We start from the raw sequence: 26,090 nt of genomic DNA on the forward strand, positions 1-26,090 counted from the left end.
GGCAGCGCCGTTCAGGGGAAACCTGTGGGGCGCAGGCGTGCCGGCCCGCCCCCGCGTCGACAACTGAGCCGTGACCCTCCCCCTGATCCCGCCCATGCTCGCCACGCCCGGCACCCTCCCGGCCGCCGTGCGGGACGCCTATTGGGCCTACGAGACCAAGCAGGACGGCCAGCGCGTGGTGGCCTACCTCGAAGGCGACGGCAGTGTCCTGCTGCGGGCCCGGTCCGGGGAGGACATCACTGCCGCGTATCCCGAACTCCGGCCGCTGGGCACGGTGCTCGGCGCGACGCCCGCCGTACTGGACGGCGAGGTGCTGGCGCTGGACGAACAGGGGCGCGCGGACTTCCAGTTGCTGCAGCCCCGGATGGGCCTCGCGCACACGCCGGGACGGGCGGCGCGCCGGGCGGCACAAGCGCCCGTACATCTCGTGCTGTTCGACCTGATGCACCTCGCGGGCCGCTCGCTCCTCAAGGTCCCCTACACCGAGCGCCGCGAGCAGTTGGCGGCGCTGGGCCTCGCAGGCCCGCACTGGTCCACCCCCGCCGCCCTCGTCGGACACGGCGAACAGGCCCTGCACGCCACCCGCGAGCACGGTCTGGAAGGGCTCGTGTGCAAGCGGCTGGACTCGCTGTACGAGCCGGGCGTCCGCTCCCGGTCCTGGGTCAAGATCCGCAATCTGCGCACCGAGGACGTCGTCGTGGGCGGCTGGCTGCCGGGCAAGGGGCGGCTCGCGGGACTGCCCGGTGCGGTGCTGGTCGGCCAGCGGGCGTCGGGGCGGCTGCGGTACGTCGGCGGGGTCGGCACCGGCTGGAGCGAGGCCGAACGTGCGCAGCTCGCCGGGCTGTTGAGGGCCGCCGGGACGGACGTGTGCCCCTTCGACCCGGTGCCGCAGGTGCCGGGCGCGCACTGGGTGGTGCCCCGGCTGGTCGGCGAGGTCCGCTACAGCACCCGTACCCGGGCCGGGCTGCTGCGTCAGCCGTCCTGGCTGCGGCTGCGGCCCGACCTGGCGTCCGAGGAGTCGGCGGCCGACATTCCGGACGAGCCCGCCTGACGCCGTGTCACCAAACCGTCATTCGTCGCCATTCACCGCCACTCGCCAACTATTGGGCTGCGCTTCACCACTGGGACGCCTGTGACCTCTTGGCGCGGCAGGGAAAACCGGGGATGCTGAACTCCCTTTCCCCCCACAGCCGTTGGGCTGCGCCCGCACACCCCCAGGAGGACGCAGTGTCGTCATCGACCTTCAAGACGCACCGCAGGAGATGGCTCACCGGATTCGTCGGTGCCGCCGCGCTCGTGCTCGCCTTCCCCGCCGTCGCCTTCGCCGCTCCCCCGCCGCCCCTGCCGGCGAACGCCGAGGCCGCCGAGTTCACCTACCAGCCGGCCTTCGACTACGACACGGACGGCTGCTACTCCACCGCCGCCATCGGCCCCGACGGCTCGATCAACGGGGGTCTCAACCCGACCGGCGCGCTCAACGGGAACTGCCGGGACGCCTCCGACCTCGACGACACCAACACCTACTCGCGCTACAAGTGCAACAACGGCTGGTGCGCGTACATGTACGGCCTGTACTTCGAGAAGGACCAGGCCCTCGCGGGCACCAGCATCGGCGGCCACCGGCACGACTGGGAGCACGTCGTGGTCTGGGTGCAGAACGGCGCGATCCAGTACGTCTCGACGTCCAACCACGGCTCGTTCACCGTGCACGCGGCCTCCACGGTCCGCTTCGACGGCAGCCACGCGAAGATCGTCTACCACAAGGACGGCATCAGCACGCACTGCTTCCGGCTGGCCAACACCAACGACGAGCCGCCGGAGAACCACAAGGGCACCTGGCAGTACCCGCCGCTCGTCGGCTGGAACGGCTACCCGGCCGGGCTGCGCGACAAGCTCACCTCGTACGACTTCGGGAGCGCCAACTTCGGCCTGAAGGACGCCAGTTTCGCCTCGCACCTCTCGTCCGCGAAGCCCTCCGGCATCGCGTTCGACCCCAACGCCTGACCCGCGCAACGACGACGGCCCGCCCGAGGCTTCCCGGGCGGGCCGTCGTGCGTGCGTCACCGAGGCGTCAGCCGGGACGGCCCGCCGGGTCGTGGACGACCGTGTCCCGGCCGGCGCCGGAGGACGGCCCGGTGCCGGACGAACCGCCGGACAAGCCGCCCGAAGCGTCGACCGGACGGTCCGCATGGCCGGGCCACCACGCCGCGTGGCCGATCAGCGCGGTGAGACTGGGCGTGAAGAACATCGCCATCACGAAGGCGGCGACCGCGATGCCGAAGGACACCGCGAAGCCCATCTCCGTGAGCAGCGCGTTGCCGGCCAGCATCATCGTGGCGAAGGTCGCCGCGAGGATGAAGCCCGCCGCGGCCACGGTCGGTCCGGCATGGCGCAGCGCCATACTGGCCGCCTCGCGCGGATCCCTGCCTTCCCGGGCCTCTTCGCGGAGCCGGGCGATCATCAGGATGTTGTAGTCGGTGCCGATGGCGACCACGAAGAGATACATGATCACCGGGAGCATGAACATCAGCCCCGAGTGTCCCTGTGCGTCCTGGAAGATCCAGACCGTGGCACCCAGCGTGGCACCGAACCCGAGGCCCACCGAGGCGATCAGGTAGAACGGCGCGACCACACTGCGCAGCAGCAGTCCCAGGATCAGCATGATCAGCAGGGCGGCGACGGGGAAGACCGTACGGTAGTCGTGGTTGACCGCCGTGTCGATGTCCTTGTAGATCGAGGACATACCGCCGACCAGGGCCTTCGTACCGTCGGGGGCGTCGGCGTGCGCGACGTCCCGCACCCTGCCGACGGCGTCGATCGCCTTGTCCGTCGACGCCTCGTACTTGAGCGTGACGGTGAAGTCGGCGGTCGTGCCGTCCTTGTTGACCTGGCTCATCTTGGCGCTCGCGACACCGTCGACGGCCCCGAGCTTCTGGGCGTACGCGTCGAAGGTGCTCCGGTCGAGCGCCTTGCCGTCCGCGCTGGACAGATACACGTCGGTGGGGGCGGCGGCGCCCGCCGAGTACGCCTTCTGCATCTCGTCCTGGACGACCATCGACTCCTTGGTCTTGGGCATGGAGCCCGACGCCAGGTCGAAGGTGGCCTTGTAGCCGAGCGTGCCGAGCGACAGCGCGAGGAGAACGAGACCGGAGGCCACGGCGGTCAGGGCCGGGCGGCGCTGCACTCCGCGCCCGAGGGCGGCGAACCGGGCGTTCTGCGGCTCCCGTTGCCAGGTCTTGGAGGGCCAGAAGATCTTCGGCCCGATCAGCGACACCACGGCCGGGATCAGGGTCAGGCCGGCGATCAGGGTGACGGTGACCGCGATGGCCAGCGCCGGGCCCATCTGCTTGAGGAAGCCCAGCGTCGACAGGATCAGCGCGAGGAAGGCGATGATGACCGCGCCAGCCGCCGAGGCGATGGCCTCGCCGACCCGGGCGACCGCGTTGACCATGGCCTCCTTGGGTTCGTCACCCGCCCGCAGACGTTCTCGGTAACGGAACATCAGGAACAGGAAGTAGTCCGTACCCACGCCGAACAGCACGACGATCAGGATCGACGAGATCGAGCTGTTGGCCTGGAGGTCGAACAGCTTGGTGGCGTACGCGATCAGTCCGTTGGCGATCGCGGCCACCAACCCGATCGTGATCAGGGGCAGGAAGGCGAGGATCGGCGCCCGGAAGATGATCAGCAGGGTCACCAGGATGATGACGAAGGTGCCGATGCCGATCAGCGCTTCACCGCGCTTGGACGAGTCCTGCTGGTCCAGGGCCTGCGCGGCGGAACCGCCGAGCTTGACGTCGAGGTCCGTGCCCTTGGTCAGTTGCTTGACGTCGTCACGCAGCACCTTGGCCGCGTCGGCCTGTTTGGGCTGGCCGGCGTTCTTGCTGTCCATCTGGACCAGGGTCATGGTGTACCTGCCGTCGTCGGACGGCTGGCCGGGGACCACCTTCTGCACCTGGTCGATCTTCTTGTCGCCCAACTCCGTGGTGATCCGGGCGACATCCTTCTTGTCCTCGGCGGTCAGCTTGGCACCGTCGGTGCGCTGGAACAGCGCGATCGCGGACGGGGTGAAGGCGCTGGGGAACGCCTTCTCCTGGAGATCCGCCGCTTTGATGGACTCGTAACTCTTGGGCAGGAAACTGCTCTCGTCGCTGTTCGAGGGCAGGCTGGGGGCGGTGGCGACAATGGCCACCGCGGCTATCAGCCATGCCACGATCGTCCAGACGGGATGACGGACGACAGCGGTGCCAATACTTCGGAACATGCGGGGGGTCCTCCTGGGAAGGAAGATCACCGCAGCCCGGGGAGCGGTCCCTGGCATCGGCGACCCCGACCGGCCCTCAGGGCACTCCTCCCGTCGGCCGGTCGACTGGTTTGTGTTCGTCCTACATCGTAGTGACCATGACCCACGGGGCGCGCGTCGGTTTTTCCGCACGGTGGGGCGGGTGCGGCGCGGACCGCCGGGGGACGGACCTCGAAACAACTGCCCGCCGGTACGCCCGTCGGGGCGACCTCCTCACGCGGCGCACCTGTGTCACAGAACATCGACAGCGCCAACCGGACCACCGGATCCCCTCTCTGGAAGGGTGCACCGACCGCACCCACCGAGGAGACACCCACCATGTCCGAGCCCTCCGCTTCCGTCGTCCGGCGTCTTCGTGGCCGGGCCACGGGACTCGCCGTGGTCGGTACGGCCCTCGCCCTCGCGGCGCCGATGCCGGCGACGGCCGCGACCGACCCGGTCTCCGTCCTGAAGTTCACCGCCAAGGAACGCAAGGACGCCCTCGCCTACTGGACGCCCGCCCGGATCAAGGCGGTCGGGAAGTCCGTGGACCTCGGTCCGACCGGGCCCAGGGCCAAGCCGTGGACGGGCACCGCGCTCAAGACCGTGGGACGGCTCTTCTTCGTCAACGCGCGGGGCTACGACACCTGGTGCACGGCAACGGCGGTGAAGAGCGCCAACCGCTCCGCCGTCATGACCGCCGCCCACTGCGTGCGCCTGGGCTCGTCCCCCATGAACACCAACACCACCATGGTGTTCGTCCCCGGCTACAGCAAGGGCAGGAAGCCGTACGGCACGTTCGCGGTCCGCAGCGCCGCGACCCCGCGCACCTGGGAGAAGGACTCCACCGACGATCTGGCCACGCTGGTCGTCGACACCGACAAGAGCGGCCGCAAGCTCACCGACGTCGTGGGCGGCCAGGCCATCGCCTTCAACCGGCCCGTCGGCGCCCCGATCTCCGCCTTCGGCTACTCCGCCACCCACCCGCAGCTCGGCGAGGAACTCCTGCACTGCGTCGGCAAGCCGAAGAAGAAGCTCGGCATCCAGGCCATCCCCTGTGACCTGACCGGCGGCTCCAGCGGCGGCCCGTGGCTGGCCGGCTTCAACTCCACCACCGGCAAGGGCACCCTCGTATCGGTCAACAGCGGCCTGGACTCCCTGACTCCGACCGAGATGCAGGGCGAGGTCTTCGGGTCGTTGGCCAAGAAGGTGTACGACCGGGCGCAGAACAGCTGACGCGGGGGTCCGGTCTCGGCCGCCGGGTCTACTTCCCCTCGACCAGAGCGTCTCCGAGGGCGGTTCGGCCGTACAGGACGTAGTAGCCCTGGCGGCGGGAGTCGAGCAGGCCCGCCTCGCGCAGGGTCGTGAGGTGGGCCGAGACCGTGGAGGGCGCCAGGCCGTGTCGGTCGGCCAGTTCGGTGGTCGAGGCGGGCGTGGTGAGGCCGGTGAGGACGGCGGCGCGCTGGTGGCCCAGGAGGCGGGCGAGGGCCTCCGGCGGCCGGGACGGCGGGAGTTGGTGGAGGCGGCCCATGCCGAGGGCCGGGTAGAGGACCGTCGGCTGCCAGGGGCGCGCGAAGCCGCTCACCACGTCGGGCCACACGAACACACTCGGCATGAGCAACACGCCCCGCCCGTCGGCCCGTTGGGCTTCGTCGTGGTCGCCGGTCATGCGCAGGGTGAGGGTGGGACCGGCCCACTCGATACCGGGGTGCAGTCCGGCGAGCACCGCGTCGAGGCCGCCGTCGGCGGCCTGACGTGAGCGGTGGGCGATGTCGGCCTCCAGGACGGCGCGGTGGCGCGGCCAGTCGGGAGCGAGCAGTACGTGCCAGGCCAGTTCGGTGAGGTCGGCGAGACGGCGCAGGGTGCCGGTCGGGTCGTCGAGGGCGGCGCGGCCCCGGGGCGACTCGGCGAGACCCGGCGTGCAGGCGAGGGAACGGGCCATCTCGGACCGGGCCAGGTCGGGGTCGGTGGCCCGCATCCGGGCCAACTCATCCTCGATGGAGGGGTACGGCTCCTCGGGCGGCGGCCCCAGGCAGTCCGGGGTGTAGCCACCGGCGGGCGGCATGAACAGCCACAGGGGCGTCAGGTCCAGGCCGGCCAGCGTAAGGCGCGCCCGGCGCAGCCAGGCGCGGTGGTAGCCGTGCCGGGCCGGGCGGCGCAGCACGCGCAGCGCCTCGTGCGTCTGGCACAGCGGCGAGATCGCGAACCGGCAGCGCGTCAGGTCGTCGGTGCCCAGGTGCAGGGTCAGCGGCAAGGCGGCCTCCGTGAGCGATTCGGCCCGGATCGAAACAGTAGAAGCCCGCCCCGCGCCCCAGCACGCTGGCCCCCGGGTTCCGGCACCCGCATCGACGTGGTTCCGGCGCCTTTGCCGACTTGTCGATGTCCTGGAGGGCACCTGGATGCACACCGTACGTCCGGCCGCGTGGCGCAGGAGCGCCCTCGTCGCGGCCCTGATGCTGGCGGCGTTCACCTTCAACACCACCGAGAACATTCCCGTCGGCCTGCTGTCGCTCATGTCCGACGACCTCAAGGTGTCGCTCACGGCCGTGGGCACGCTGGTCACCGGGTACGGGCTGACCGTGGCCGCGGTGTCGTTGCCGATCGTCCACACCACCCGGTCCGTACCGCGCAGACACCTCATGGCCGGACTCCTCGGGTTGTTGGTGATCGCCAGCTGGGTCACGGCGCTGGGCTCGGTCTCGTACGAGCTGCTGCTGGCGGCGCGGGTGGCGACGGCACTGGCCCAGGCCGCGTTCTGGGCGGTCATGGGCCCGGTCGCCGTGGGACTGTTCCCGCCCGAACGGCGCGGCCGTGTCATCGGGTTGCTGTCGGTCGGCGGTTCGCTGGCCACGGTGCTCGGCGTGCCGGCCGGCACCTGGCTGGGCGTACGCACCGACTGGCAGATGCCGTTCGCGGTACTCGGCGCGCTCGCGCTCGTCTCGCTGATCGCCGTCGCCGTCCTCCTGCCCACGTCCCGTCCACAGGACAACCCCGCCGCGTACGGCGCCGCCCCGGACCGGCGCCGGTTCCTCACCGTCCTCGCCACCACCGCCCTGTCGGTCACCGGCGTCTACGCGGGGTTCACGTACATCGCCGCCTTCCTGGACGACGTCAGCGGGTTCGGCGAGGACGCGGTGAGCGCCGTGCTGTTCGCGTTCGGCGCGGCCTGTCTCGTCGGGGTCACCGTGACCGGGCCGCTGCTCGACCGCTACCCGCGGGCCACGCTCGTCGTGCCGGTGACGACGCAGGCGGTCGCGCTGATCGGCCTGTACGCGGGCGGCGGCAGCCAGGTGGCGACCGTGCTGCTGCTGATGCTGCTCGGGGCCTCGGTCGGGCCGGTGTTCATGGCCACGCAGAGTCAGGTGCTCCAGACGGCGCCGGGCCGCACGGAGACCGCGCTGGCGGCCAACTCGGCCGCTTTCAACGTGGGTGTGGCCGCGGGCGCGCTGCTCGGCGGCGCGTTGCTCCCGCTGGTCGAGGTGCGCGGAACCGTCCTGGTCGGAGGGCTGCTCACGGTGGGGGCGCTCGCGATCCTGACCTGGCCGCGGTCCCAAGTGGCGTCCATCGCCGCGGAGCCGCAAACACAGTAGAGGGTGTCCGGCCACCGTGTCGGCAGGAGAGTGAGAATCGTCCCGTCCCGTGCGGACGCCCCTCCGGGAAGGTCTATCGTGTCCGCATGTCCGTGCCCGAACTGATCCGTATCGTCTCCCGCGACTCGCCCATGGCGCTCGCCCAAGTGGAGCGCGTCCGCGCCGAGTTGACGGCTCTGCACCCCGGTGTGCGCACCGAGGTCGTGCCGGTGAAGACGACCGGTGACAAGTGGATGGGCGATCTCTCCCAGGTGGAGGGCAAGGGGGCGTTCACCAAGGAGGTCGACGCCGCCCTGCTGGCCGGCGAGGCCGATCTCGCGGTGCACTGCGTCAAGGACGTGCCCGCGGACCGACCGCTGCCCGCGGGGACGACGTTCGCGGCGTTCCTCAAGCGCGACGACATCCGCGACGCCCTGATCCACCCGGGCGGACTCACCCTCGACGAACTCCCGGAGGGGACGCGGATCGGCACCTCCTCGGTGCGCCGGATCGCCCAACTCCTGGCCACCCACCCGCACCTGGAGTGCGTGCCCTTCCGCGGCAACGCGAACCGACGCCTTGCGAAACTGGCGGCCGGCGAGGCGGACGCGGCGATCCTCGCCGTGGCTGGCCTGGAACGCATCGGCCGCGAGGACGTGATCACCGAGGTGCTGTCGACCGAGACGATGATGCCGCCGATCGGCGCGGGCATCCTGGCGCTCCAGTGCCGGGAGGGCGACAGCGAACTCATCGACGCCGTCAGCGGCCTGGGCGATCCGGACACACATCGCGAGGCCACGGCGGAGCGGATGTTCCTGCACGTCCTCCAGGGGCACTGCAACAGCCCGATCGCCGGCTACGCGCGCGTGGACCACGGGGACGAACTGTCCCTGCGGGCCTGTGTGTTCACCCCGGACGGCAAGACCCGCCTCAACGCCCACGAGTGGGCCGGTCGCCTCGACCCGGCGACCCTGGGCACGTCGGTGGCCGTGGCCCTGCTGCGTCAAGGCGCCCGCGAGATCATCGACGGCATCCCGCACTGAGCGCCGTCGTCCCCCGCTGAGTACCGCAAGGGCACCGCGTCGAGCGGTGCCCTTCTCCGTTCACCGCCTCAGGCGGTGCCCTCTTCCGCCTGGCCCCGCAGGAAGTTGCTCACCTGGTGGGCCAGGCCCTCGCGTCCGGCGCCCGTGTGCGCGCACGGGGATCCGTCGTCGAGGCCGATGCCGCCCGCCCACAGCCGGCGGTCGGTCCACTCCTCGTCGACCCGCAGCTGGATCTGCACGTCCACCTGACCGAGAGAGGCCTCGGGACCGGCCGCGTAGAGCACGGCGGTGGCACGGCGCAGCGGGTAGACGTCGAAGCCCTCGATGAACTGCGAGTTGCGCCAGTCGATGAACGCGGCCTCGCCGTCGGCCCCGATGCGTACGTCGATCTGGCCGTCCTCGAGGTGGATGCCGTAGTGCCGGCTGCCGCGGTTCTCGACGGTCACGCGGACGCTGAAGTACGTCAGCCCGGCGGCCGCGTCGTCCCGGCCGCGCGGCGGCTCGGCCGCTTCCAGTCGGTGGACGCGGACACGCAGACCGGCGTGCTCGTCGTACTCCTGCCAGTCACCGACCACGTTCGGCTCGTGCACGGTCCACCTCTCCACCTCAGAGAGCTGCTTCCTATCTGTGTGCTCAGCGCACTGTCAAATGAGCAGAATGCGCTGTGGCCAGCCTATTCACCCCCTTTGATCAGCGATCAAGCCGTGCGCAGGCAGAATCGGCACACGCGCCCCGGCGCACACATGCGGGCGCGTGCCGCACATCACGTCCTCGGCCATGATCAGCGGGCCAGCCGGCCGAGGAGCGAGGAGGCCGCGGCGATGCCCAGCGCGGCGGCCACGGCGAGCACTCCGAAGTCGAGCGCGAGATGGGCGGGCGTGCCGAGCAGCAGCCCGCGCAGGGCGTCGACTTCGTAGCTCAGCGGGTTGATCTTGCTGACCACCTGGAGCCAGCCGGGCATCACCGAGACGGGGTAGAGGGCGTTGGAGCCGAAGAACAGCGGCATGGTGATGGCCTGTCCGAAGCCCATCAGCCGGTCGCGGCTGAGGACGATGCCGGCGATGGTCATCGACAGGCAGGAGAAGAAGGCCGATCCGAGGATCACGACGGCCCCGACGCCGAGCAGTTTGAGCGGGTTCCAGGTGAGGGACACCCCGAGGATCGCGGCGATGACGATGACGACGACGGCCTGGATCAGCGACTTCACGCCGGCCGCGAAGGCCTTGCCGGTGATCAGCGCCGAGCGCGGAGTCGGGGTCACGAGCAGCTTGTTGAGGATGCCCGCGTCCCGCTCCCAGATGATCTGGATGCCGTAGAAGATGGCGATGAACATCGCGGACTGGGCGATGATGCCGGGCGCCAGGTAGTCGATGTAGGGGATGCCGGGGGTGGGGATCGCCTTGATGCGGGTGAAGGTCTGACCGAAGATCAGCAGCCACAGGGCGGGCTGGACCGCGCGGGTGTAGAGCTCGGTGCGGTCGTGGCTGAGCTTCTGCAGTTCGACGGCGCACATCGCCCACACGCGGGCGGGCAGCAGCCGCCAGCCGGAGCGCGGCTCGGGCGGGCGCAGCAGCAGGTTGATGCCGTCGGGGTCGAGGCGGTCAGCCGACACGGTTCGCGGTGCGGCGGGTGCTTCGGACATCGCGGAATCCTCCTGACTGGTCGTCGAGTCCGCTGCCCGCGACCTCGCGGAAGACGTCCTCCAGGGTGGGCAGCGGGGCGTCGGCCGGCGCGCCCTCGGCACGTCGGCGCTCACCCAGCCCTTCCCTGAGCTGGGTGGGCGTGCCGAGGGCCCGGATACGGCCGCGGTGCATGAGGCCGACCCGGTCGCAGTACTGGTCGGCCTCGTCCATGTAGTGGGTGGTCACCAGCACGGTCATGCCGGTGGCGGCGCGTACGGCGTTGATGTGCTCCCACACGCCGGTGCGGGCGATCGGGTCCAGGCCGATGGTCGGCTCGTCGAGGATCAGCAGCCGGGGCGCGCTGACCAGGGCCTGGGCGAGTTCGAGCCGGCGCACCATGCCGCCGGAGTAGGTACTGGCGAGCCGGCCGGCGGCCTCGGTGAGGTCGACGGCGGACAGCGCCTGTTCGACGCGCGCGGCGCGCTCCCTGCGGGGCACGTCGAAGACGCGGGCGAACAGCGAGACGTTCTCCCGGCCGGTGAGTCCGGCGTCGGCGGACAGCTGCTGCGGTACGTATCCCAGCAGTCGGCGTACGGCCATGCGGTCGCCGGACGCGTCGTTGCCGAACACGTGGACCATGCCGGCGGGGACCGGCAGCAGGGTGGTGATGCATCTGATCGCCGTGGTCTTTCCGGCGCCGTTGGGGCCGAGCAGTCCGAAGACCTCGCCCTCCCCCACCGACAGGTCGAGCCCGGCCACGGCCTTGGTCTCGCCGAAGGTGTAGGTCAGTCCGGTGCAGGTCACGGCGTCGTGCCGGGCGTCGGCAGCATTCGGTGTCATGACTCCTCGGCCTCCTCGTGCAGGTTGTCGGCCAGTGCGCGCAGGGCGGGAATCGCCGCGTGCAGCGCCTCCCGGTGCGCCTCGTCGAGGCCGGCCAGTCCGCCGCGTACGAGTTCGGCGCGCCGTTTGCGCCACGCGTCGAGCCGCGCGTGGGCGGCGGGGGTCGGCAGCAGGCGGGCGGCGCGCCGGTCGGCGGGGTCGGTCTCGCGGACCAGATAGCCCTGCCGGGACAGCTGGTTGACCAGAGTCGACACCGAGTTGCTGGCCAGGTACAGGTCTTTGGCGGCGTCGGAGATGCCGATGCCGGGCTGGTTGACGACCAGGCGCAGCAGTTCCACCTCGGCGCCGCGCAGTTGCGGGGCGATCTGCGAGCGCAGACGGCGACGGAGGAGCCGCTGGACACCGATGAGGGCGTCCATCAACTCGTCCGGGGAGTTCTCCGGTTCCAGGTCGGGCTTCGCGTCGGATTCCACATCCGGAGATTACCTCTGTAGCAGAGGTAATGAACCCAAGGGATGGTCAAGCACGCGGGTCGGCGGATCACCGCACCGATGTCCGAATTGTTTCGAACACCCGGAATACGGGAATCCGCATCTCAGTGCTTCGGACAGGAGGCACGTCCGTGGGAGCCCGCCGGTCGGGCCCCGGGTGTCCTCCTGGAGCCGCGAGTACGCGCCTCCCACGGTGTCCGTCCATCCGGCACCGGCTGAGGGAAGTGCGCGCCATGCGTAGCGCCACCGGCAGAACGAAACCCCACCCGCACGACGACGCCCCGGACACCGCCGCGGCCTTCGAACGACTCACGGGCATGCCCGAGGGACCCGACCGCAACGCGCTGCGGGACGAGCTGGTCCGGGCCTGGTTGCCCATGGCCGAGCGGATCGCCGTCCGGTTCAGGGGGCGCGGCGAGTCCATGGAGGACCTCCGCCAGGTCGCCGCGCTGGGCCTGGTCAAGGCCGTCGACCACTACGACCCGGCCCGCGGCCACGCTTTCGAGGCCTATGCGGTGCCCACGATCACCGGCGAGGTCAAGCGGCACTTCCGCGACCACACCTGGACGCTGCACGTGCCGCGCCGGGTCCAGGACCTGCGCAATCGGGTGCGGAAGGCCATGAAGGAACTGGCGCAGACCATCCCGGGCCGGTCCCCGACCGTCGCCGAGATCGCCGAGCGGGCGCGGCTGACCGAGGCCGAGGTGCGGACCGGGATGGAGGCCATCGACTGCTACTCCGCGCTGTCACTGGACGCGGAGATGCCCGGCAGCGACAGCTACACCCTGGGCGACGCGCTCGGCGGACCCGACTCGGCCTACGACACCGTCGTGGACCGCGTGACCGTGGAGCCGTGTCTGCGGGCGCTGCCCGAGCGCGAGCGGACCATCCTGTATCTGCGCTTCTTCCGGGGCATGACCCAGAAGCACATCGCACAGCAGCTGGGCATCTCGCAGATGCATGTCTCCCGCCTGCTGACCGGCTGCTGCGCGCAGGTCCGCGAGGAGGTGCTCACCCGGGCCGGCTGAAGCGGGCCGACCGCCCCCGGCCCCTCACCGCCCGGTCGGGGCGCCGGGGATCTGGGTCGGGCCGTACCGGTCCAGGGCGTCCTCCAGCTCGGCGCGGATCTCCGGGGGCATGGCTCCGCTGCGGCCCCAGACGAGAATCAGCTCGGCCACGCTGCGCAGTTTGATGTTGGTGTGCTGGGAGACCTCCTTGAGGATCTCCCACCCCTCGTCCGGAGTGACCCGGCCGAGGGCGACCACCATGCCGATCGCCTGGTCGACGACGGCGTGCGAGGAGACGGCCTCCTTGAGCTGGTGGACCTCCTCCTGCAGCGCGAAGATGCGGTCCGGGTCCCCGTCCGTGGACATCGTCGCCTCCCGATGGTCGCCTCGGGCACTGTTTCCGTTCCCCCTATCGTCGTCACTCGCCCGGCCGCGTGCCACCCGGCGGGCGCACGGCTCGACACGCTCGGCCGGGGTACTCGGCAGGCGCCCGGACCCCTTCCGGCCGGACACTGGTGAGCGGACCGGTGTGTGCCGGCCGACGAGACCAGGACGCGAGTGCCATGAACCACGACACGACCCGCCCCGACGCCGAACCGAGGACCACCTCCACCCAGTCCGTGTTCGGTGCCCCCTGCTGGGTGAGCCTGACCAGCCGCGATCTGGACGCCACCGAGAGGTTCTACGGAGCCGTCCTGGGCTGGCGATGGCGGACCGCGAGCCTCGGCGACCGCTTCCGGATCGCGCTGGCGGACGGCACGCCCGTCGCCGGGGTCGCCGCCGTCGCGACCATGTGGCAGATGGCGGTGGCCTGGACGCCGTACTTCGCCGCCCGGGACGCGGACGAGGCCGTGGCGAAGGTGAAGGAACGCGGCGGAACGGCCGCGGTCGGGCCGATCTCCTTCACGCCCGGGCGGGCGGCGCTGCTGGCCGACCGCGACGGCGCGACCTTCGGCATCTGGGAGGGACAGCTCGTCGCGCACTGGGAGAGATGGCGCCGGGCGGCCCCGACCTTCATCCGGCTGCACACGCGGGACGCCTTCGCCGCGGCGATCTTCTACGGCGAGGTCTTCGACTGGGCGTCCGGTCGGCCCGGCGGCGTCGAGGTCCAGTACGAGGGCGGCGAGGTCGTGCTGCGCAGCGAGGACACGATCGTGGCCCGCATCGACTCCGGCGCCCTGGGCGCGGCCCCCGACCCCACGCTCCGGCCCCACTGGCAGGTCCACTTCGTGGTCGCGGACGTCGGGGCGTGCGTCCGCGCGGCCGAACTCCACGGCGGCAGCGTGCTGTCCAAGGGGAGCGACGAGGCCGTGCTGCGTGACCCCGACGGCGCGCTGTTCACGGTGACCTCGCGCCGCGAGCGCTGACCCTCAGCCGGCCGTGCGGGAGGGCCGGGTCAGCAGCACCAGGCTGCGCGCCTCGACGGTCATCTCCGTGCCCGCCTTGTGCTCCGCCTCGTCGGGCTCGCCCTGGGCCTCGGCGGTGTCGACGAGGGTCGTCCAGCGCTCGCCGTAACTCACATCGGGCAGCAGGAACTCCACCGGCTCCCAGTGGCTGTTGAGCAGGAGCAGGAAGGAGTCGTCGACGACCGGCCGACCGGTCGGGTCGGGTTCGGCGATGGCGTCGCCGTTGAGGAAGACGCCGACGGAGTGCGCGTCGGGGCGCTGCCAGTCCTCCTCCGTCATCTCGCGCCCGTCCGGTGCCAGCCACACCAGGTCGGGCAGCGGCTGATCGGGATGCGTGGCGGTCTCGCCGCGGAAGAACCGGCGCCGGCGCAGTACGGGGTGGGCGGCGCGCAGGCCGATGACGTACCGCGTGAAGTCGGCGAGGTCGCGCTGCTCGTCGGTCAACCGCCAGTCGATCCAGGAGACTTCGCTGTCCTGGCAGTAGGCGTTGTTGTTGCCGCGCTGGGTGCGGCCCAGTTCGTCGCCGTGGCAGAGCATCGGGATGCCCTGCGAGAGCAGCAGGGTGGCCAGCAGGTTGCGCTGCTGGCGGGCGCGCAGGTCGAGGACGCCCGGGTCGTCGCTCTCGCCCTCGACACCGCAGTTCCAGGAGCGGTTGTCGCTCTCACCGTCCCGATTGCCCTCGCCGTTGGCCTCGTTGTGCTTGTCGTTGTACGAGACGAGGTCGCGCAGGGTGAAACCGTCGTGCGCGGTGACGAAGTTGACGCTGGCCCGCGGGCGGCGCCGGCTGTGCTGGTACAGGTCGGAGGAGCCGGTCAGCCGGGAGGCGAACTCGCCGAGCGTGTGCGGTTCGGCGCGCCAGAAGTCCCGCACGGTGTCCCGGTACTTGCCGTTCCACTCCGACCACAGCTGCGGGAAGTTGCCGACCTGGTAGCCGCCCTCCCCCACGTCCCAGGGCTCGGCGATCAGCTTGACGCGGCTGATCACGGGGTCCTGCTGGATGAGGTCGAAGAACGCGGAGAGCCGGTCCACCTCGTGGAACTGCCGGGCCAGCGTGGCCGCGAGGTCGAAACGGAAGCCGTCGACATGCATCTCGGTGACCCAGTAGCGCAGCGAGTCCATGATCAGCTGGAGCACGTACGGGTGCCGCATGAGCAGGCTGTTGCCGGTGCCGGTGGTGTCGTAGTAGTGGCCCCAGTCGCCGTCCACCAGGCGGTAGTACGAGGCGTTGTCGATGCCCCGGAAGGAGAGGGTGGGGCCCTTCTCGTTGCCCTCGGCGGTGTGGTTGTAGACGACGTCCAGGATCACTTCGAGGCCGGCCGCGTGCAGCGCCTTCACCATCGACTTGAACTCGGTGACCTGTCCGCCCCGACCGCCTTGTGCGGCATAGGCGTTGTGCGGGGCGAAGAAGCCGATGGTGTTGTAGCCCCAGTAGTTGGACAGGCCGCGGTCCTTGAGGACGCCGTCCTGCACGTACTGGTGGACCGGCATCAGCTCCACCGCGGTCACGCCGAGCGAGGTGAGGTGCTCGACGATCGCGGGGTGCGCCAATCCGGCGTAGGTGCCGCGCAGTTCGGCGGGGACCTCGGGGTGGGTGCGGGTGAGGCCGCGGACGTGGGCCTCGTAGATCACCGTCTCCGCGTAGGAACGGCCCGGCGGGCGGTCGTCGCCCCAGTCGAAGGCCGGGTCGGTGACCACGCCGAGCATGGTGTGCCCGGCGCTGTCGGCCGGCGAGGGGCCGTCCGCCGTGCGCTCGAAGAGAGAGGCGTGGCTGTCGATCTGGCCGTCCACCGCCCTGGTGTACGGGTCGAGGAGCAGCTTCGCCGGATTGCAGCGGTGGCCCGACTCCGGGTCCCAGGGGCCGTGGACGCGGTAGCCGTAGCGCTGGCCCGGGCCGACGCCGGGCAGGTAGCAGTGCCAGACGAAGCCGTCGGTCTCGGTGATCTCGACGCGGCGCTCGGTGCCGTCGTCTTCCACGAGGACCAGCTCGACGCGCTCGGCGACCTCGCTGAACAGCGCGAAGTTGGTGCCCTTGCCGTCGAACTCGGCGCCCAACGGGCAGGGGCGCCCGCTCCAGACGGGCGCCCCTGCCGTGCGACGGTTCCTCCGGGTCACCGGGCGGCTTCCAGAGGACCGCTCGACGGCGGGGCCAGGGCCTCGGCGGGCACCTCGCGCGGCAGTTGGCGCACCGCGCGCAGGCTCGGCGACGGGGCCGTCGGCACCAGGGGGACGCGCCCGCCGGCGCGGGCCCGCTGCGAGAACCAGATGACCCTGCTGCCGGCGTCCGTGGCGCAGCAGCCCCACCCGTCGCTCATCGCGGCGATGCGCCGCAGACAGGACCGCAGTTCCTGGTCCGGGCGCAGCTCACTGTCGTGGTCGCCGATGGCCGTGATCAGATGCTGGCCGTTCCACCACATCTCGATCGAGGTGTTCTTGTCGCTCGCGTGCTCGTCGATGGCCTTCAGCAACAGCTCGGCACCACGGCAGACGGGCTCCACCAACGTCTCCAGATCCCAGAGCCGCAAGTGCGCGGCCAGAATGCGCCGAACCTGTCCGACCCGCTCCGGGCCGACTTCCACATCGAGGTGGTAGTAGCAGGGGACTGCGGTCTTCATCGTCGTTAGCTCCTCACCGGCGAAGCTGCGGCTCCGCACCGTCCCCGCGGGACGGGCCCCGAACACGAAGGGTGAGCATTGATCGCTCCTGAGCCACCTCAAGAGTGGGAGAGCTACGCCATTCGTGCAACACGAGCGAACTCCTGAGAGCGCACATGGCCACATACGAGCCACATCTTCGTTAGTTGAAGGTCCAACAAGACGCTGAGTCGTCACGCGTGCACCATGTGTGAAGACCTCGATGCCCGCAACGGGCCCGCGCGTGTCCGCGCGCGGTCGCCGCCCGACGGTCGGGCTACGCGCGATCGAGCCGGGAAGGTGAACGGCGCCATGCTGCTACCGGCCAAAGCCGAAGTCGCCCGGCAACTGCGGCGGTACCGGATCTGGGAGCGCGCGATGCTCGCGTCCCCCGCCGACCGCACCGTACGGGCCACCTTCGAGGACGCGGGCTACACCCTGTGCGTGCTGCTGGGCAAGCGCTGCGCCCGCGAGGCCGCGGAGGCCGCGGAGCGCTATCTGCGCACGACACTGGTGGCCTACCTCCGTGACCAGGACCTGCGCGTGAGCATGGCCGCCCGACCCGGCCCCCCGGCCGCGGACCTGCCGTCCCCCGCGGGGCGGTAGCCGCCCACCGGCGCATCTTTCATCCCCGCCGGGCCTCGGGCCCGGCCCGAGCACGGCGGAGGTGACACCCATGAGCCCGATCCCGGCCATCGGCCGCATCCCGGTACGCGACGTCCGACCGGTCGTCGAGTACGGCAGGCGCCCGGCGAAGGCGGTGGCCGGCGAGTCGTTCCAGGTCTCGGCGACCGTGTTCCGCGAGGGTCACGACGCCGTGGCCGCCAACGTCGTCCTCACCGACCCGGACGGCCGTACCGGCCCGTGGACGCCGATGCGCGAACTGACCCCGGGCTCGGACCGCTGGGCCGCCGAGGTGACACCTGCCGCCGTCGGCCACTGGACCTATCAGGTCGAGGCGTGGAGCGACCCGGTCTCCACCTGGCGGCACCACGCCCGCATCAAGATCCCGGCCGGCATCGACACCCGCCTGGTCCTGGAGGAGGGCGCCGCCCTGTTCGAGCGGGCGGCCGCCGGAGTCCCCGAAGGAGCGGCGCGGACGACGGTGCTGGCGGCGGCGAAGACCTTGCTCGACGACTCGCTCCCGGTCGAGGCCCGGTTGGCGGCGGGGTTGACGCCGGAGGTGGACGCGGTCCTGGCCGGGCATCCGCTGCGGGAGTTCGTCACCGCCTCCGACCCGCTGCCGTTGCTGGTGGAGCGGGAGCGGGCCCTGTACGGCGCCTGGTACGAGTTCTTCCCGCGCTCCGAGGGCACGCCCGAGCAGCCCCACGGCACGTTCCGCACCGCGGCCCGCCGTCTGTCGGCGATCGCCGCGATGGGCTTCGACGTGCTCTACCTCCCGCCCATCCATCCGATCGGGACGACGTTCCGCAAGGGCCGCAACAACACCCTCTCCGCCGGTCCGGAGGACGTGGGGGTGCCGTGGGCGATCGGTTCGCCGGAGGGCGGGCACGACGCCGTCAACCCGCAGTTGGGCACGATCGAGGACTTCGCCTGGTTCGTGCAGGAAGCGAACCGCCTGGGCCTGGAGATCGCCCTGGACTTCGCCCTGCAGTGCTCCCCCGACCACCCCTGGGTGCAGAAACACCCCGAGTGGTTCCACCACCGGCCGGACGGGACGATCGCGTACGCGGAGAACCCGCCCAAGAAGTACCAGGACATCTACCCGATCGCCTTCGACGCCGACCTCGACGGCCTGGTCGCGGAGACCCTGCGCGTGCTCAGGCTGTGGATGAGCCATGGTGTGCGGATCTTCCGGGTGGACAATCCGCACACCAAGCCGGTGATGTTCTGGGAGCGGGTGATCGGTGAGATCAACGCCTCGGACCCGGATGTGATCTTCCTGGCGGAGGCGTTCACCCGGCCGGCGATGATGCGCACGCTCGCGCAGACCGGTTTCCAGCAGTCGTACACGTACTTCACCTGGCGCAACACGAAGGCAGAGCTGACGGAGTATCTGACCGAACTGTCCACGGAGACGGCCGCCTACATGCGGCCGAATTTCTTCGTCAACACCCCGGACATCCTGCACGAGTTCCTGCAAGAGGGCGGGCGTCCGGCGTTCGAATTGCGGGCGGTGCTGGCCGCGACGCTGGCCCCGGCGTGGGGGGTCTACAGCGGGTACGAGCTGTGTGAGCGGGTGCCGTTGCGGGCGGGCAGTGAGGAGTACCTCGACTCGGAGAAGTACCAGCTCAAGCCCCGCGACTGGACAGCCGCGGCCCGCGAGGGACGTACCCTCGCCCCTCTGATCACCCGACTCAACACGATCAGGCGGAGTCATCGGGCCCTGCGACAACTCAGGAATCTTCGGTTCCATCCCACGGACAACGAGGCGATCATCGCGTACAGCAAGACCACCGACGAGGACACGGTTGTGGTGGTCGTCAACCTCGACCCCCACCACACCCAGGAGGCCACGGTCTCGTTGGACATGCCACAACTCGGCCTGGACTGGAACGCATTCATGTCCGTGCGCGACGAACTGACGGGTGAGACCTATCACTGGGGCAGGACAAACTATGTGCGCCTCGAACCCGGAAGGGCCCCGGCGCACGTCCTCCACGTCCAGTCGTCGTCCACATGAGCCATCGATCGGAGGGTCAGAGCGTCATGACTGTCAACCAGCCTGTTCCGGATACCTTTGAGGACACGCCCGCCAAGGACCGGGACCCGGATTGGTTCAAGCGCGCGGTCTTCTACGAGGTCCTGGTGCGCTCCTTCCAGGACAGCAACGGCGACGGAGTCGGCGACCTCAAGGGACTCACCGCCAAACTGGACTACCTCCAGTGGCTGGGCATCGACTGCATCTGGCTGCCCCCGTTCTTCAAGTCCCCGCTGCGGGACGGCGGTTACGACGTCTCCGACTACACGGCTGTACTGCCGGAGTTCGGTGACCTCGCCGACTTCGTCGAGTTCGTAGACGCCTCCCACCAGCGCGGGATGCGCGTCATCATCGACTTCGTCATGAACCACACCAGCGACCAGCACCCGTGGTTCCAGGAATCCCGCGCCAACCCCGAAGGCCCTTACGGCGATTACTACATGTGGGCCGACGACGACAAGCAGTACGCCGACGCGCGGATCATCTTCGTCGACACCGAAGCCTCCAACTGGACCTTCGACCCGGTCCGCAAGCAGTACTTCTTCCACCGCTTCTTCTCCCACCAGCCGGACCTCAACTACGAGAACCCGGCCGTGCAGGAGGAGATCCTGGCCGCCCTCCGCTTCTGGCTCGACCTCGGCATCGACGGCTTCCGACTCGACGCCGTCCCCTACCTCTACGCGGCGGAGGGCACCAACTGCGAGAACCTGCCCGCCTCGCACGGATTCCTCAAGCGCGTACGCCGCGAGATCGACCTGATGTATCCGGACACGGTCCTGCTGGCCGAGGCGAACCAGTGGCCCGAGGACGTCGTCGACTACTTCGGGGACTACGACGGTGGCGGCGACGAGTGCCACATGGCCTTCCACTTCCCGGTCATGCCCCGCATCTTCATGGCCGTCCGCCGCGAATCCCGCTACCCCGTCTCCGAGATCCTCGCGAAAACCCCAGCCATTCCGTCCAATTGCCAATGGGGCATCTTCCTGCGCAACCACGACGAGCTGACCCTCGAAATGGTCACGGACGAAGAACGCGACTACATGTGGGCCGAATACGCGAAAGACCCCCGCATGCGCGCCAACATCGGCATCCGTCGGCGGCTCGCGCCTCTTCTCGACAACGACCGCAACCAGATCGAGCTGTTCACCGCTCTGCTGCTGTCCCTGCCCGGCTCGCCGATCCTCTACTACGGCGACGAGATCGGCATGGGCGACAACATCTGGCTCGGCGACCGTGACGCGGTCCGCACGCCGATGCAGTGGACACCCGACCGCAACGCGGGCTTCTCGTCCTGCGACCCCGGCCGACTGTCCCTGCCGACGATCATGGATCCCGTCTACGGCTACCAAGTGACCAACGTCGAGGCGTCGATGTCGTCGCCCTCCTCGCTCCTGCACTGGACCCGACGGATGATCGAGATCCGCAAGCAGAACCCCGCCTTCGGTCTGGGGACGTTCACCGAGCTGCCGTCCTCCAACCCCGCCGTCCTGGCCTTCCTGCGCGAGTACCAGGACGACCTGGTCCTGTGCGTGAACAACTTCTCCCGGTTCGCCCAGCCCACCGAACTCGATCTGCGCGTCTACGACGGACTCCATCCCGTCGAGCTGATCGGTGGGGTACGTTTCCCGGCCATCGGCGAGCTGCCGTATCTGCTGACGCTCGGCGGGCACGGCTTCTACTGGTTCCGGCTGTCCCGGGCGGCATCCCGCGTCGCCCGACGCCCCTGAACCCTGCCCCCCTGCGCCAAGGACCCCGTGCCGAGGAAAGGACGCGTCACCATGCAGAAGACCGCAACGCCCCGCCCGAGACGCACCGTCGTCACCGGGACCATGGCCTCGCTCGCCGGGCTGCTGCGGGAATGGCTGCCCAGGCAGCGCTGGTTCGCGGGCAAGGACAGGCCCGTCACGGACCTCGCCCTGCTGTCCATGACCGAGCTGTTCCCGGGGTGTCTGCACCTGCTGATCCACGCCGGCCACTCGGACGTGCCCGCGCCCGCCGGTGGCACGGCGGGCGGTGACTGCTACCAACTCCTGCTCGGCGTACGGGAACACCTCTCGCCCCGCCTCGGCCGGGCCCTGATCGGCCGTGCCGAGGTGGGTCCACTGGCGGGGCTGACGGTGTATGACGCCCTCCAGGACCCGCGCTCGGCGCAACTCCTCCTGGAGCGGCTGCGGCACCCCGGTACGGCGGGCCCGCTGCGGTTCGAGGCCGACCCGTCGGTGCGGGTGCCCGCCGGACTCGTGCCGCGTGTGCTGGAGGCCGAGCAGTCCAACTCCTCGCTGGTGTACGGCGATTCGTTCATCCTGAAGGTGTTCCGGCGGATCCAGCCGGGTGTCAATCCCGACCTGGAGGTGCCGGGCGCGCTGGCCGCGCAGGGCTGCGGGCGGGTGCCGGCGCCCGTGGCGTGGATCAGGACCACGCATCCGCGCGAGGCGACGCTCGGGGTGCTCCAGCCGTTCCTTCGGGACGCGTCCGACGGCTGGACGCTCGCGCTCCAGGCTCTCGCCTCGGGCGACGACTTCACCGCCCAGGCGCACGAGTTGGGGCAGGCCACGGCGGACGTCCATCTCGCGCTCGCGTCGGCGTTCCCGGCCGCCGAGCACGGGGAGGCCGAGCGGACCGCGACCGCGATGACCGAGCGCCTGGACTCGGCCGCGCACAGCGTGCCCGCGCTCCGGCCCTATGTGCCCGGTCTGCGGACCGCGTTCGGCGCGCTCGCCGCCTGCGATCCCGGACCACCGCCCCAACGCATCCACGGCGACCTGCATTTGGGCCAGGTGCTGCGGGCCGGCCGGGACTGGTTCGTCATCGACTTCGAGGGCGAACCGTCCCGTCCGCTCGCCGAGCGGCGCAGCCCCCACTCCCCCGTGCGGGACATCGCCGGCATGCTGCGCTCCTTCGACTACGCCGCCCGCCAGCGCCGCCCCTGGCGCCCGGAGTGGGCGCGCCGCTGCCGGGAGGCCTTCTGCGCGGGCTACGCGGCCCGGGCGGGCTGGGACCCGCGCAAGAAGCACGGGCTGCTGCGCGCCTACGAGACCGACCGGGCGGTGTACGAAGTCCTCTACGAGGCCCGGCACCGCCCCGACTGGCTCCCCGTACCCATGGCGGCGATCGAGCGTCTCGCCGTAAGAGGAGGCTGAAGCCGTGGCCCTGCGTGACACGTCACTCCCCGAGCCGTCCGGCCCGCTCACGCCGACGCCCGCACCGCCGCCGGCCCCCGGCGAGCGCGAACGCCTGCTCTCCGGCACCCATCACGACCCGCACGGCGTGCTCGGCGCACACCCGGTGCCGGGAGGCATCGCGTTCCGGGCGCTGCGTCCCTACGCCCGTGCCGTGAGCGTCGTCGTCGACGGGAAGCGCACGAAGCTGGCCTCGGAGGGCGACGGCCTCTTCTCCGGTGTACTGCCGCTCGACGCGATCCCCTCGTACACGCTGGTGGTGACGTACGCGGAGGGGGAGCACGAGACGGAGGATCCGTACCGTTTCCTGCCCGCGTTGGGCGAGTTGGACCTGCATCTGATCGCCGAGGGCCGGCACGAGGAGCTGTGGAAGGCGCTCGGTGCCGAGCCGATGAACCATGCGGGGGTGACCGGGACCCGGTTCACCGTATGGGCGCCGAACGCCCAAGGGGTGCGGGTCGCGGGGGACTTCACCTTCTGGGACGGGACGGCGCTGCCGATGCGGTCCCTCGGGTCGGCCGGGATCTGGGAGCTGTTCGTGCCCGGGATCGGCGAGGGCGCGCGCTACAAGTTCGAGATCACGTCCCGGCACGGCGACCGGTTCCTCAAGGCCGACCCGATGGCGCGCGCGACGGAGGTGCCGCCCGCGACGGCGTCCGTGGTCACGGCCGCGCACTACGAGTGGGACGACGCGGACTGGATGGCGCACCGGGCCGACATCCCCGTGCACGAGGCGCCGTTCTCGGTCTACGAGGTCCATCTCCCGTCCTGGCGACCGGGACTGACGTACCGTCAGCTAGCCGAGGAACTCCCCGCGTACGTCAAGGACCTCGGCTTCACGCACGTCGAGCTGATGCCCCTCGCCGAACACCCCTACGGCCCCTCCTGGGGCTACCAGGTCACCGGCTTCTACGCGCCGACCTCACGCCTTGGCACCCCCGACGATCTGCGCCACCTGATCGACTCCCTGCACCGGGCCGGCGTCGGCGTGATCATGGACTGGGTGCCGGCCCATTTCCCCAAGGACGACTGGGCGTTGGCGCGCTTCGACGGGGAGCCGCTGTACGAGCCCGGTGACTGGCGGCGGGCGGAGCACCCGGACTGGGGGACGTACGAATTCGACTTCGGACGCGTCGAGGTGCGCAACTTCCTGGTGGCGAACGCCGTGTACTGGTGCCAGGAGTTCCACATCGACGGGCTGCGGGTCGACGCGGTCGCCTCCATGCTCTACCTCGACTACTCGCGCGACTCGGGGCAGTGGGAGCCCAATGTGCACGGTGGGCGGGAGGACCTGGACGCGATGGCGTTCCTCCAGGAGATGAACGCGACCGTGTACCGGCGGGCGCCGGGCGTGGTGACCATCGCGGAGGAGTCGACCGCGTGGGGCGGGGTGACCCGGCCGACCGACACCGGTGGTCTGGGGTTCGGGCTGAAGTGGAACATGGGCTGGATGCACGACTCGCTGGACTACATGGCCCACGAACCGGTGCACCGCAAGTTCCACCACAACGAGATGACGTTCTCGATGGTGTACGCCTACAGCGAGAACTACGTCCTGCCCATCTCCCACGACGAAGTCGTGCACGGCAAGGGCTCGCTGGTCTCCAAGATGCCCGGCGACTGGTGGCAGCAGCGCGCCAACCTCCGCGCCTACCTCGCCTTCATGTGGGCCCACCCCGGCAAACAACTCCTCTTCATGGGCCAGGAGTTCGCCCAGGGCTCCGAATGGTCCGAGGCCTACGGACCCGACTGGTGGCTCCTGGACCCGGCGTACGGGGCGGTGGCCGACCATGCCGGGGTGAGGGACCTGGTCCGTGATCTCAACACCGCGTATCGCGACACGGCCGCACTCTGGCAGCGCGACACCGACCCCGAGGGCTTCCGATGGGTCGCCGGGGACGCGGCCGAGGACAATGTCTTCGCCTTCCTTCGCCACGACGCCGAGGGCGCTCCCCTCCTCGCCGTCTCCAACCTCTCCCCCGTCGTCCGCCACGACTACCGCTTCGCCGTCCCGGACGACATCCCCGTCTGGCAGGAGATCCTCAACACCGATCGGGCCCGGTACGGCGGCAGTGACGTCACCAACCCCGACCCGGTCAAGACGGACGACGGACACCTCCTGCTCACTCTGCCCCCGCTGGCCACGGTCTGGCTGGCGCCTCTGCCCAGGTGAAACCCCCGCCCAGGTGTCCGAACGTCCTTTCGGGGCAGTCGGGACGTACACCACAGAAGGGCGGGCACCCACGTGCGCACAGTCGGAGTGGAGGAGGAAATCCTCCTGGTCGACCCGGAAACGGGTGAGCCGAAGGCCTTGGCGGCCGCGGTGCTCGCGCGCGCGGACCTGGACAGCGAGGTCTTCGAGGAGGAACTGCACACCCAGATGGTCGAGTTCGCCACCCAGCCCCGGGCGGACATGGCGGAACTCGGCGCGGAGATCGTCCGCTGCCGCAAGGACGCGGCACAGCACGCCGGGGAGATCGGCTGCACCGTCGCCGCGCTCGCGACCTCGCCGCTGTCCGTGAGCCCTTCGGTCGGCGTCGGCCGGCGCTACCAGTGGATGGCGGAGCAGTACGGCATCGCCACCCAGGAGCAGCTCGTGTGCGGCTGCCATGTGCATGTGTCCGTGGAGTCCGACGAGGAGGGTGTGGCGGTCCTCGACCGGATCCGCCCCTGGCTGTCGGTGCTGTCCGCGCTGAGCGCCAACTCCCCGTTCTGGCAGGGCAAGGACACCAGTTACAGCAGCTACCGCAGCCGGGTGTGGCAGCGGTGGCCGTCCGCGGGGCCCACCGAGGTCTTCGGTTCGGCCGAGCGGTACCACCGGCGGGTCGCCGACATGGTCTCCACGGGCGTGATCCTGGACGACGGGATGATCTACTTCGACGCCCGGCTGTCCGCGACCTACCCGACGGTCGAGGTGCGGGTCGCGGACGTGTGCCTGCACGCCGACACGGCCGTCCTGATCGCGACGCTGATCCGCGGCCTGGTGGAGACGGCGGCGCGCGAGTGGCGGGCGGAGGGCGAGCCGCTCGTACAGAGTGTGAGCCTGCTCCGGCTGGCCGCCTGGCAGGCCGCACGGGCAGGTCTGGAGGGCGAGTTGCTGCACCCCGGGACCATGCGGCGGCTGCCCGCGCGGACCGTGCTCCAGGCCCTGCTGGACCATGTCTCGGACGCGCTCGCGGACACCGGTGACCTCGACCGCGCCCGGGCCGGCGTCGCGGAGTCGTTGGAGCGGGGAAACGGTGCCCGGGTGCAGCGCGACGTCATGGCGCGGACCGGGAGTCTGCGGGACGTGGTCGCCGAGTGCGTGCGCCGTACACAGGGACATTGAGGCCTGTACCGGACGACTGAGATCACGAACG

The 26,090-nt window shown here is 70.5% G+C and carries 22 protein-coding genes; 13 read left to right on the plus strand and 9 right to left on the minus strand.

The features are described 5' to 3' along the window. The first annotated feature begins 70 nt into the window (after positions 1 to 70). Positions 71 to 1,051, plus strand: coding sequence for a non-homologous end-joining DNA ligase (ligD, locus tag ACWD5F_RS02290; RefSeq protein ID WP_451250249.1), 981 nt, complete (start codon positions 71 to 73; stop codon positions 1,049 to 1,051). Between the two features lie 176 nt (positions 1,052 to 1,227). Beyond that, positions 1,228 to 2,004 (plus strand): NPP1 family protein, encoded by a 777-nt coding sequence (locus ACWD5F_RS02295; protein ID WP_401724769.1) that lies wholly within the window; start codon positions 1,228 to 1,230, stop codon positions 2,002 to 2,004. Between the two features lie 67 nt (positions 2,005 to 2,071). Here the strand turns inward: ACWD5F_RS02295 and ACWD5F_RS02300 are convergent, their stop codons facing one another. Further along, positions 2,072 to 4,264: an MMPL family transporter gene (locus tag ACWD5F_RS02300; RefSeq protein ID WP_451250251.1), complete on the minus strand. Its 2,193-nt coding sequence runs from the start codon at positions 4,262 to 4,264 to the stop codon at positions 2,072 to 2,074. A 357-nt stretch (positions 4,265 to 4,621) separates the two neighbouring features. Between ACWD5F_RS02300 and ACWD5F_RS02305 the strand changes: the two genes are divergently transcribed. Continuing rightward, positions 4,622 to 5,518 carry a trypsin-like serine peptidase gene (locus tag ACWD5F_RS02305; RefSeq protein ID WP_451250252.1) on the plus strand — a complete coding sequence of 299 codons (897 nt, stop codon included), beginning with the start codon at positions 4,622 to 4,624 and terminating at the stop codon, positions 5,516 to 5,518. Between the two features lie 28 nt (positions 5,519 to 5,546). Here ACWD5F_RS02305 and ACWD5F_RS02310 read toward each other — a convergent pair whose 3' ends face one another. Further along, complete coding sequence (locus ACWD5F_RS02310; protein WP_451250254.1) at positions 5,547 to 6,536, minus strand: DUF5937 family protein; 990 nt, start codon at positions 6,534 to 6,536, stop codon at positions 5,547 to 5,549. A 145-nt stretch (positions 6,537 to 6,681) separates the two neighbouring features. On the opposite strand from ACWD5F_RS02310, the gene ACWD5F_RS02315 reads away from it, so the two are divergent. Both ACWD5F_RS02315 and hemC read left to right on the plus strand, forming a co-directional pair. Beyond that, complete coding sequence (locus ACWD5F_RS02315; protein ID WP_451250256.1) at positions 6,682 to 7,872, plus strand: MFS transporter; 1,191 nt, start codon at positions 6,682 to 6,684, stop codon at positions 7,870 to 7,872. 86 nt (positions 7,873 to 7,958) lie between these two features. After that, positions 7,959 to 8,894 carry a hydroxymethylbilane synthase gene (gene hemC / locus ACWD5F_RS02320; protein WP_451250258.1) on the plus strand — a complete coding sequence of 312 codons (936 nt, stop codon included), beginning with the start codon at positions 7,959 to 7,961 and terminating at the stop codon, positions 8,892 to 8,894. A gap of 68 nt (positions 8,895 to 8,962) precedes the next feature. Here the strand turns inward: hemC and ACWD5F_RS02325 are convergent, their stop codons facing one another. From ACWD5F_RS02325 to ACWD5F_RS02340, 4 genes are all read right to left on the minus strand, one after another. After that, entirely contained in the window at positions 8,963 to 9,484 is a 522-nt protein-coding gene (locus tag ACWD5F_RS02325) for a hypothetical protein (RefSeq protein ID WP_451250259.1), read from the minus strand. Between the two features lie 191 nt (positions 9,485 to 9,675). Then, entirely contained in the window at positions 9,676 to 10,536 is an 861-nt protein-coding gene (locus ACWD5F_RS02330; RefSeq protein ID WP_451250261.1) for an ABC transporter permease, read from the minus strand. Next, the gene (locus ACWD5F_RS02335) at positions 10,496 to 11,356 is read right to left on the minus strand and encodes an ABC transporter ATP-binding protein (RefSeq protein ID WP_451250263.1); all 861 of its coding nucleotides are present in this window, start codon (positions 11,354 to 11,356) and stop codon (positions 10,496 to 10,498) included. The genes ACWD5F_RS02330 and ACWD5F_RS02335 overlap by 41 nt, the downstream gene beginning before the upstream one ends. Beyond that, positions 11,353 to 11,805 (minus strand): MarR family winged helix-turn-helix transcriptional regulator, encoded by a 453-nt coding sequence (locus ACWD5F_RS02340; RefSeq protein ID WP_401724832.1) that lies wholly within the window; start codon positions 11,803 to 11,805, stop codon positions 11,353 to 11,355. Before ACWD5F_RS02340 ends, ACWD5F_RS02335 begins: the two co-directional genes overlap by 4 nt. A gap of 275 nt (positions 11,806 to 12,080) precedes the next feature. Between ACWD5F_RS02340 and ACWD5F_RS02345 the strand changes: the two genes are divergently transcribed. Next, positions 12,081 to 12,875 (plus strand): RNA polymerase sigma factor SigF, encoded by a 795-nt coding sequence (locus ACWD5F_RS02345; protein ID WP_451250265.1) that lies wholly within the window; start codon positions 12,081 to 12,083, stop codon positions 12,873 to 12,875. 24 nt (positions 12,876 to 12,899) lie between these two features. Here the strand turns inward: ACWD5F_RS02345 and ACWD5F_RS02350 are convergent, their stop codons facing one another. Further along, the gene (locus tag ACWD5F_RS02350) at positions 12,900 to 13,220 is read right to left on the minus strand and encodes an ANTAR domain-containing protein (RefSeq protein ID WP_451250267.1); all 321 of its coding nucleotides are present in this window, start codon (positions 13,218 to 13,220) and stop codon (positions 12,900 to 12,902) included. 197 nt (positions 13,221 to 13,417) lie between these two features. Here ACWD5F_RS02350 and ACWD5F_RS02355 point away from each other — a divergent pair, with 197 nt between their 5' ends. Then, positions 13,418 to 14,221 (plus strand): VOC family protein, encoded by an 804-nt coding sequence (locus ACWD5F_RS02355; protein ID WP_451250269.1) that lies wholly within the window; start codon positions 13,418 to 13,420, stop codon positions 14,219 to 14,221. A gap of 3 nt (positions 14,222 to 14,224) precedes the next feature. Here the strand turns inward: ACWD5F_RS02355 and glgX are convergent, their stop codons facing one another. Both glgX and ACWD5F_RS02365 read right to left on the minus strand, forming a co-directional pair. Beyond that, on the minus strand, positions 14,225 to 16,372 hold the full coding sequence (gene glgX / locus ACWD5F_RS02360; protein WP_451250271.1) for a glycogen debranching protein GlgX: 2,148 nt from the start codon (positions 16,370 to 16,372) through the stop codon (positions 14,225 to 14,227). Beyond that, positions 16,369 to 16,872, minus strand: coding sequence for a pep a2 (locus ACWD5F_RS02365; RefSeq protein WP_401724804.1), 504 nt, complete (start codon positions 16,870 to 16,872; stop codon positions 16,369 to 16,371). The genes glgX and ACWD5F_RS02365 overlap by 4 nt, the downstream gene beginning before the upstream one ends. A gap of 330 nt (positions 16,873 to 17,202) precedes the next feature. Between ACWD5F_RS02365 and ACWD5F_RS02370 the strand changes: the two genes are divergently transcribed. From ACWD5F_RS02370 to ACWD5F_RS02395, 6 genes are all read left to right on the plus strand, one after another. After that, complete coding sequence (locus tag ACWD5F_RS02370) at positions 17,203 to 17,496, plus strand: DUF5133 domain-containing protein (RefSeq protein WP_451250273.1); 294 nt, start codon at positions 17,203 to 17,205, stop codon at positions 17,494 to 17,496. A gap of 70 nt (positions 17,497 to 17,566) precedes the next feature. After that, the gene (locus ACWD5F_RS02375) at positions 17,567 to 19,534 is read left to right on the plus strand and encodes an alpha-1,4-glucan--maltose-1-phosphate maltosyltransferase (protein WP_451250275.1); all 1,968 of its coding nucleotides are present in this window, start codon (positions 17,567 to 17,569) and stop codon (positions 19,532 to 19,534) included. 26 nt (positions 19,535 to 19,560) lie between these two features. Next, positions 19,561 to 21,279: a maltose alpha-D-glucosyltransferase gene (treS, locus tag ACWD5F_RS02380; RefSeq protein WP_451250277.1), complete on the plus strand. Its 1,719-nt coding sequence runs from the start codon at positions 19,561 to 19,563 to the stop codon at positions 21,277 to 21,279. 51 nt (positions 21,280 to 21,330) lie between these two features. Next, positions 21,331 to 22,692, plus strand: a complete 1,362-nt coding sequence (locus ACWD5F_RS02385) for a maltokinase N-terminal cap-like domain-containing protein (protein WP_451250279.1) — start codon at positions 21,331 to 21,333, stop codon at positions 22,690 to 22,692. 4 nt (positions 22,693 to 22,696) lie between these two features. Continuing rightward, entirely contained in the window at positions 22,697 to 24,904 is a 2,208-nt protein-coding gene (gene glgB, locus ACWD5F_RS02390; protein ID WP_451250281.1) for a 1,4-alpha-glucan branching protein GlgB, read from the plus strand. Between the two features lie 72 nt (positions 24,905 to 24,976). Further along, positions 24,977 to 26,059, plus strand: a complete 1,083-nt coding sequence (locus ACWD5F_RS02395) for a glutamate--cysteine ligase 2 (RefSeq protein WP_451250283.1) — start codon at positions 24,977 to 24,979, stop codon at positions 26,057 to 26,059. Positions 26,060 to 26,090 lie beyond the last annotated feature (31 nt).

Source organism: Streptomyces sp. NPDC002499 (genome assembly GCF_053595415.1).

Coding starts and splice junctions, on each gene's coding strand:
- ACWD5F_RS02300 (WP_451250251.1), bottom strand. CDS start 4,264: ATGTTCCGAAGTATTGGCACCGCTGTCGTCCGTCATCCCGTCTGGACG.
- ACWD5F_RS02305 (WP_451250252.1), top strand. CDS start 4,622: ATGTCCGAGCCCTCCGCTTCCGTCGTCCGGCGTCTTCGTGGCCGGGCC.
- ACWD5F_RS02315 (WP_451250256.1), top strand. CDS start 6,682: ATGCACACCGTACGTCCGGCCGCGTGGCGCAGGAGCGCCCTCGTCGCG.
- hemC (WP_451250258.1), top strand. CDS start 7,959: ATGTCCGTGCCCGAACTGATCCGTATCGTCTCCCGCGACTCGCCCATG.
- ACWD5F_RS02330 (WP_451250261.1), bottom strand. CDS start 10,536: ATGTCCGAAGCACCCGCCGCACCGCGAACCGTGTCGGCTGACCGCCTC.
- ACWD5F_RS02335 (WP_451250263.1), bottom strand. CDS start 11,356: ATGACACCGAATGCTGCCGACGCCCGGCACGACGCCGTGACCTGCACC.
- ACWD5F_RS02345 (WP_451250265.1), top strand. CDS start 12,081: ATGCGTAGCGCCACCGGCAGAACGAAACCCCACCCGCACGACGACGCC.
- ACWD5F_RS02350 (WP_451250267.1), bottom strand. CDS start 13,220: ATGTCCACGGACGGGGACCCGGACCGCATCTTCGCGCTGCAGGAGGAG.
- ACWD5F_RS02355 (WP_451250269.1), top strand. CDS start 13,418: ATGAACCACGACACGACCCGCCCCGACGCCGAACCGAGGACCACCTCC.
- ACWD5F_RS02365 (WP_401724804.1), bottom strand. CDS start 16,872: ATGAAGACCGCAGTCCCCTGCTACTACCACCTCGATGTGGAAGTCGGC.
- ACWD5F_RS02370 (WP_451250273.1), top strand. CDS start 17,203: ATGCTGCTACCGGCCAAAGCCGAAGTCGCCCGGCAACTGCGGCGGTAC.
- ACWD5F_RS02375 (WP_451250275.1), top strand. CDS start 17,567: ATGAGCCCGATCCCGGCCATCGGCCGCATCCCGGTACGCGACGTCCGA.
- treS (WP_451250277.1), top strand. CDS start 19,561: ATGACTGTCAACCAGCCTGTTCCGGATACCTTTGAGGACACGCCCGCC.
- ACWD5F_RS02385 (WP_451250279.1), top strand. CDS start 21,331: ATGCAGAAGACCGCAACGCCCCGCCCGAGACGCACCGTCGTCACCGGG.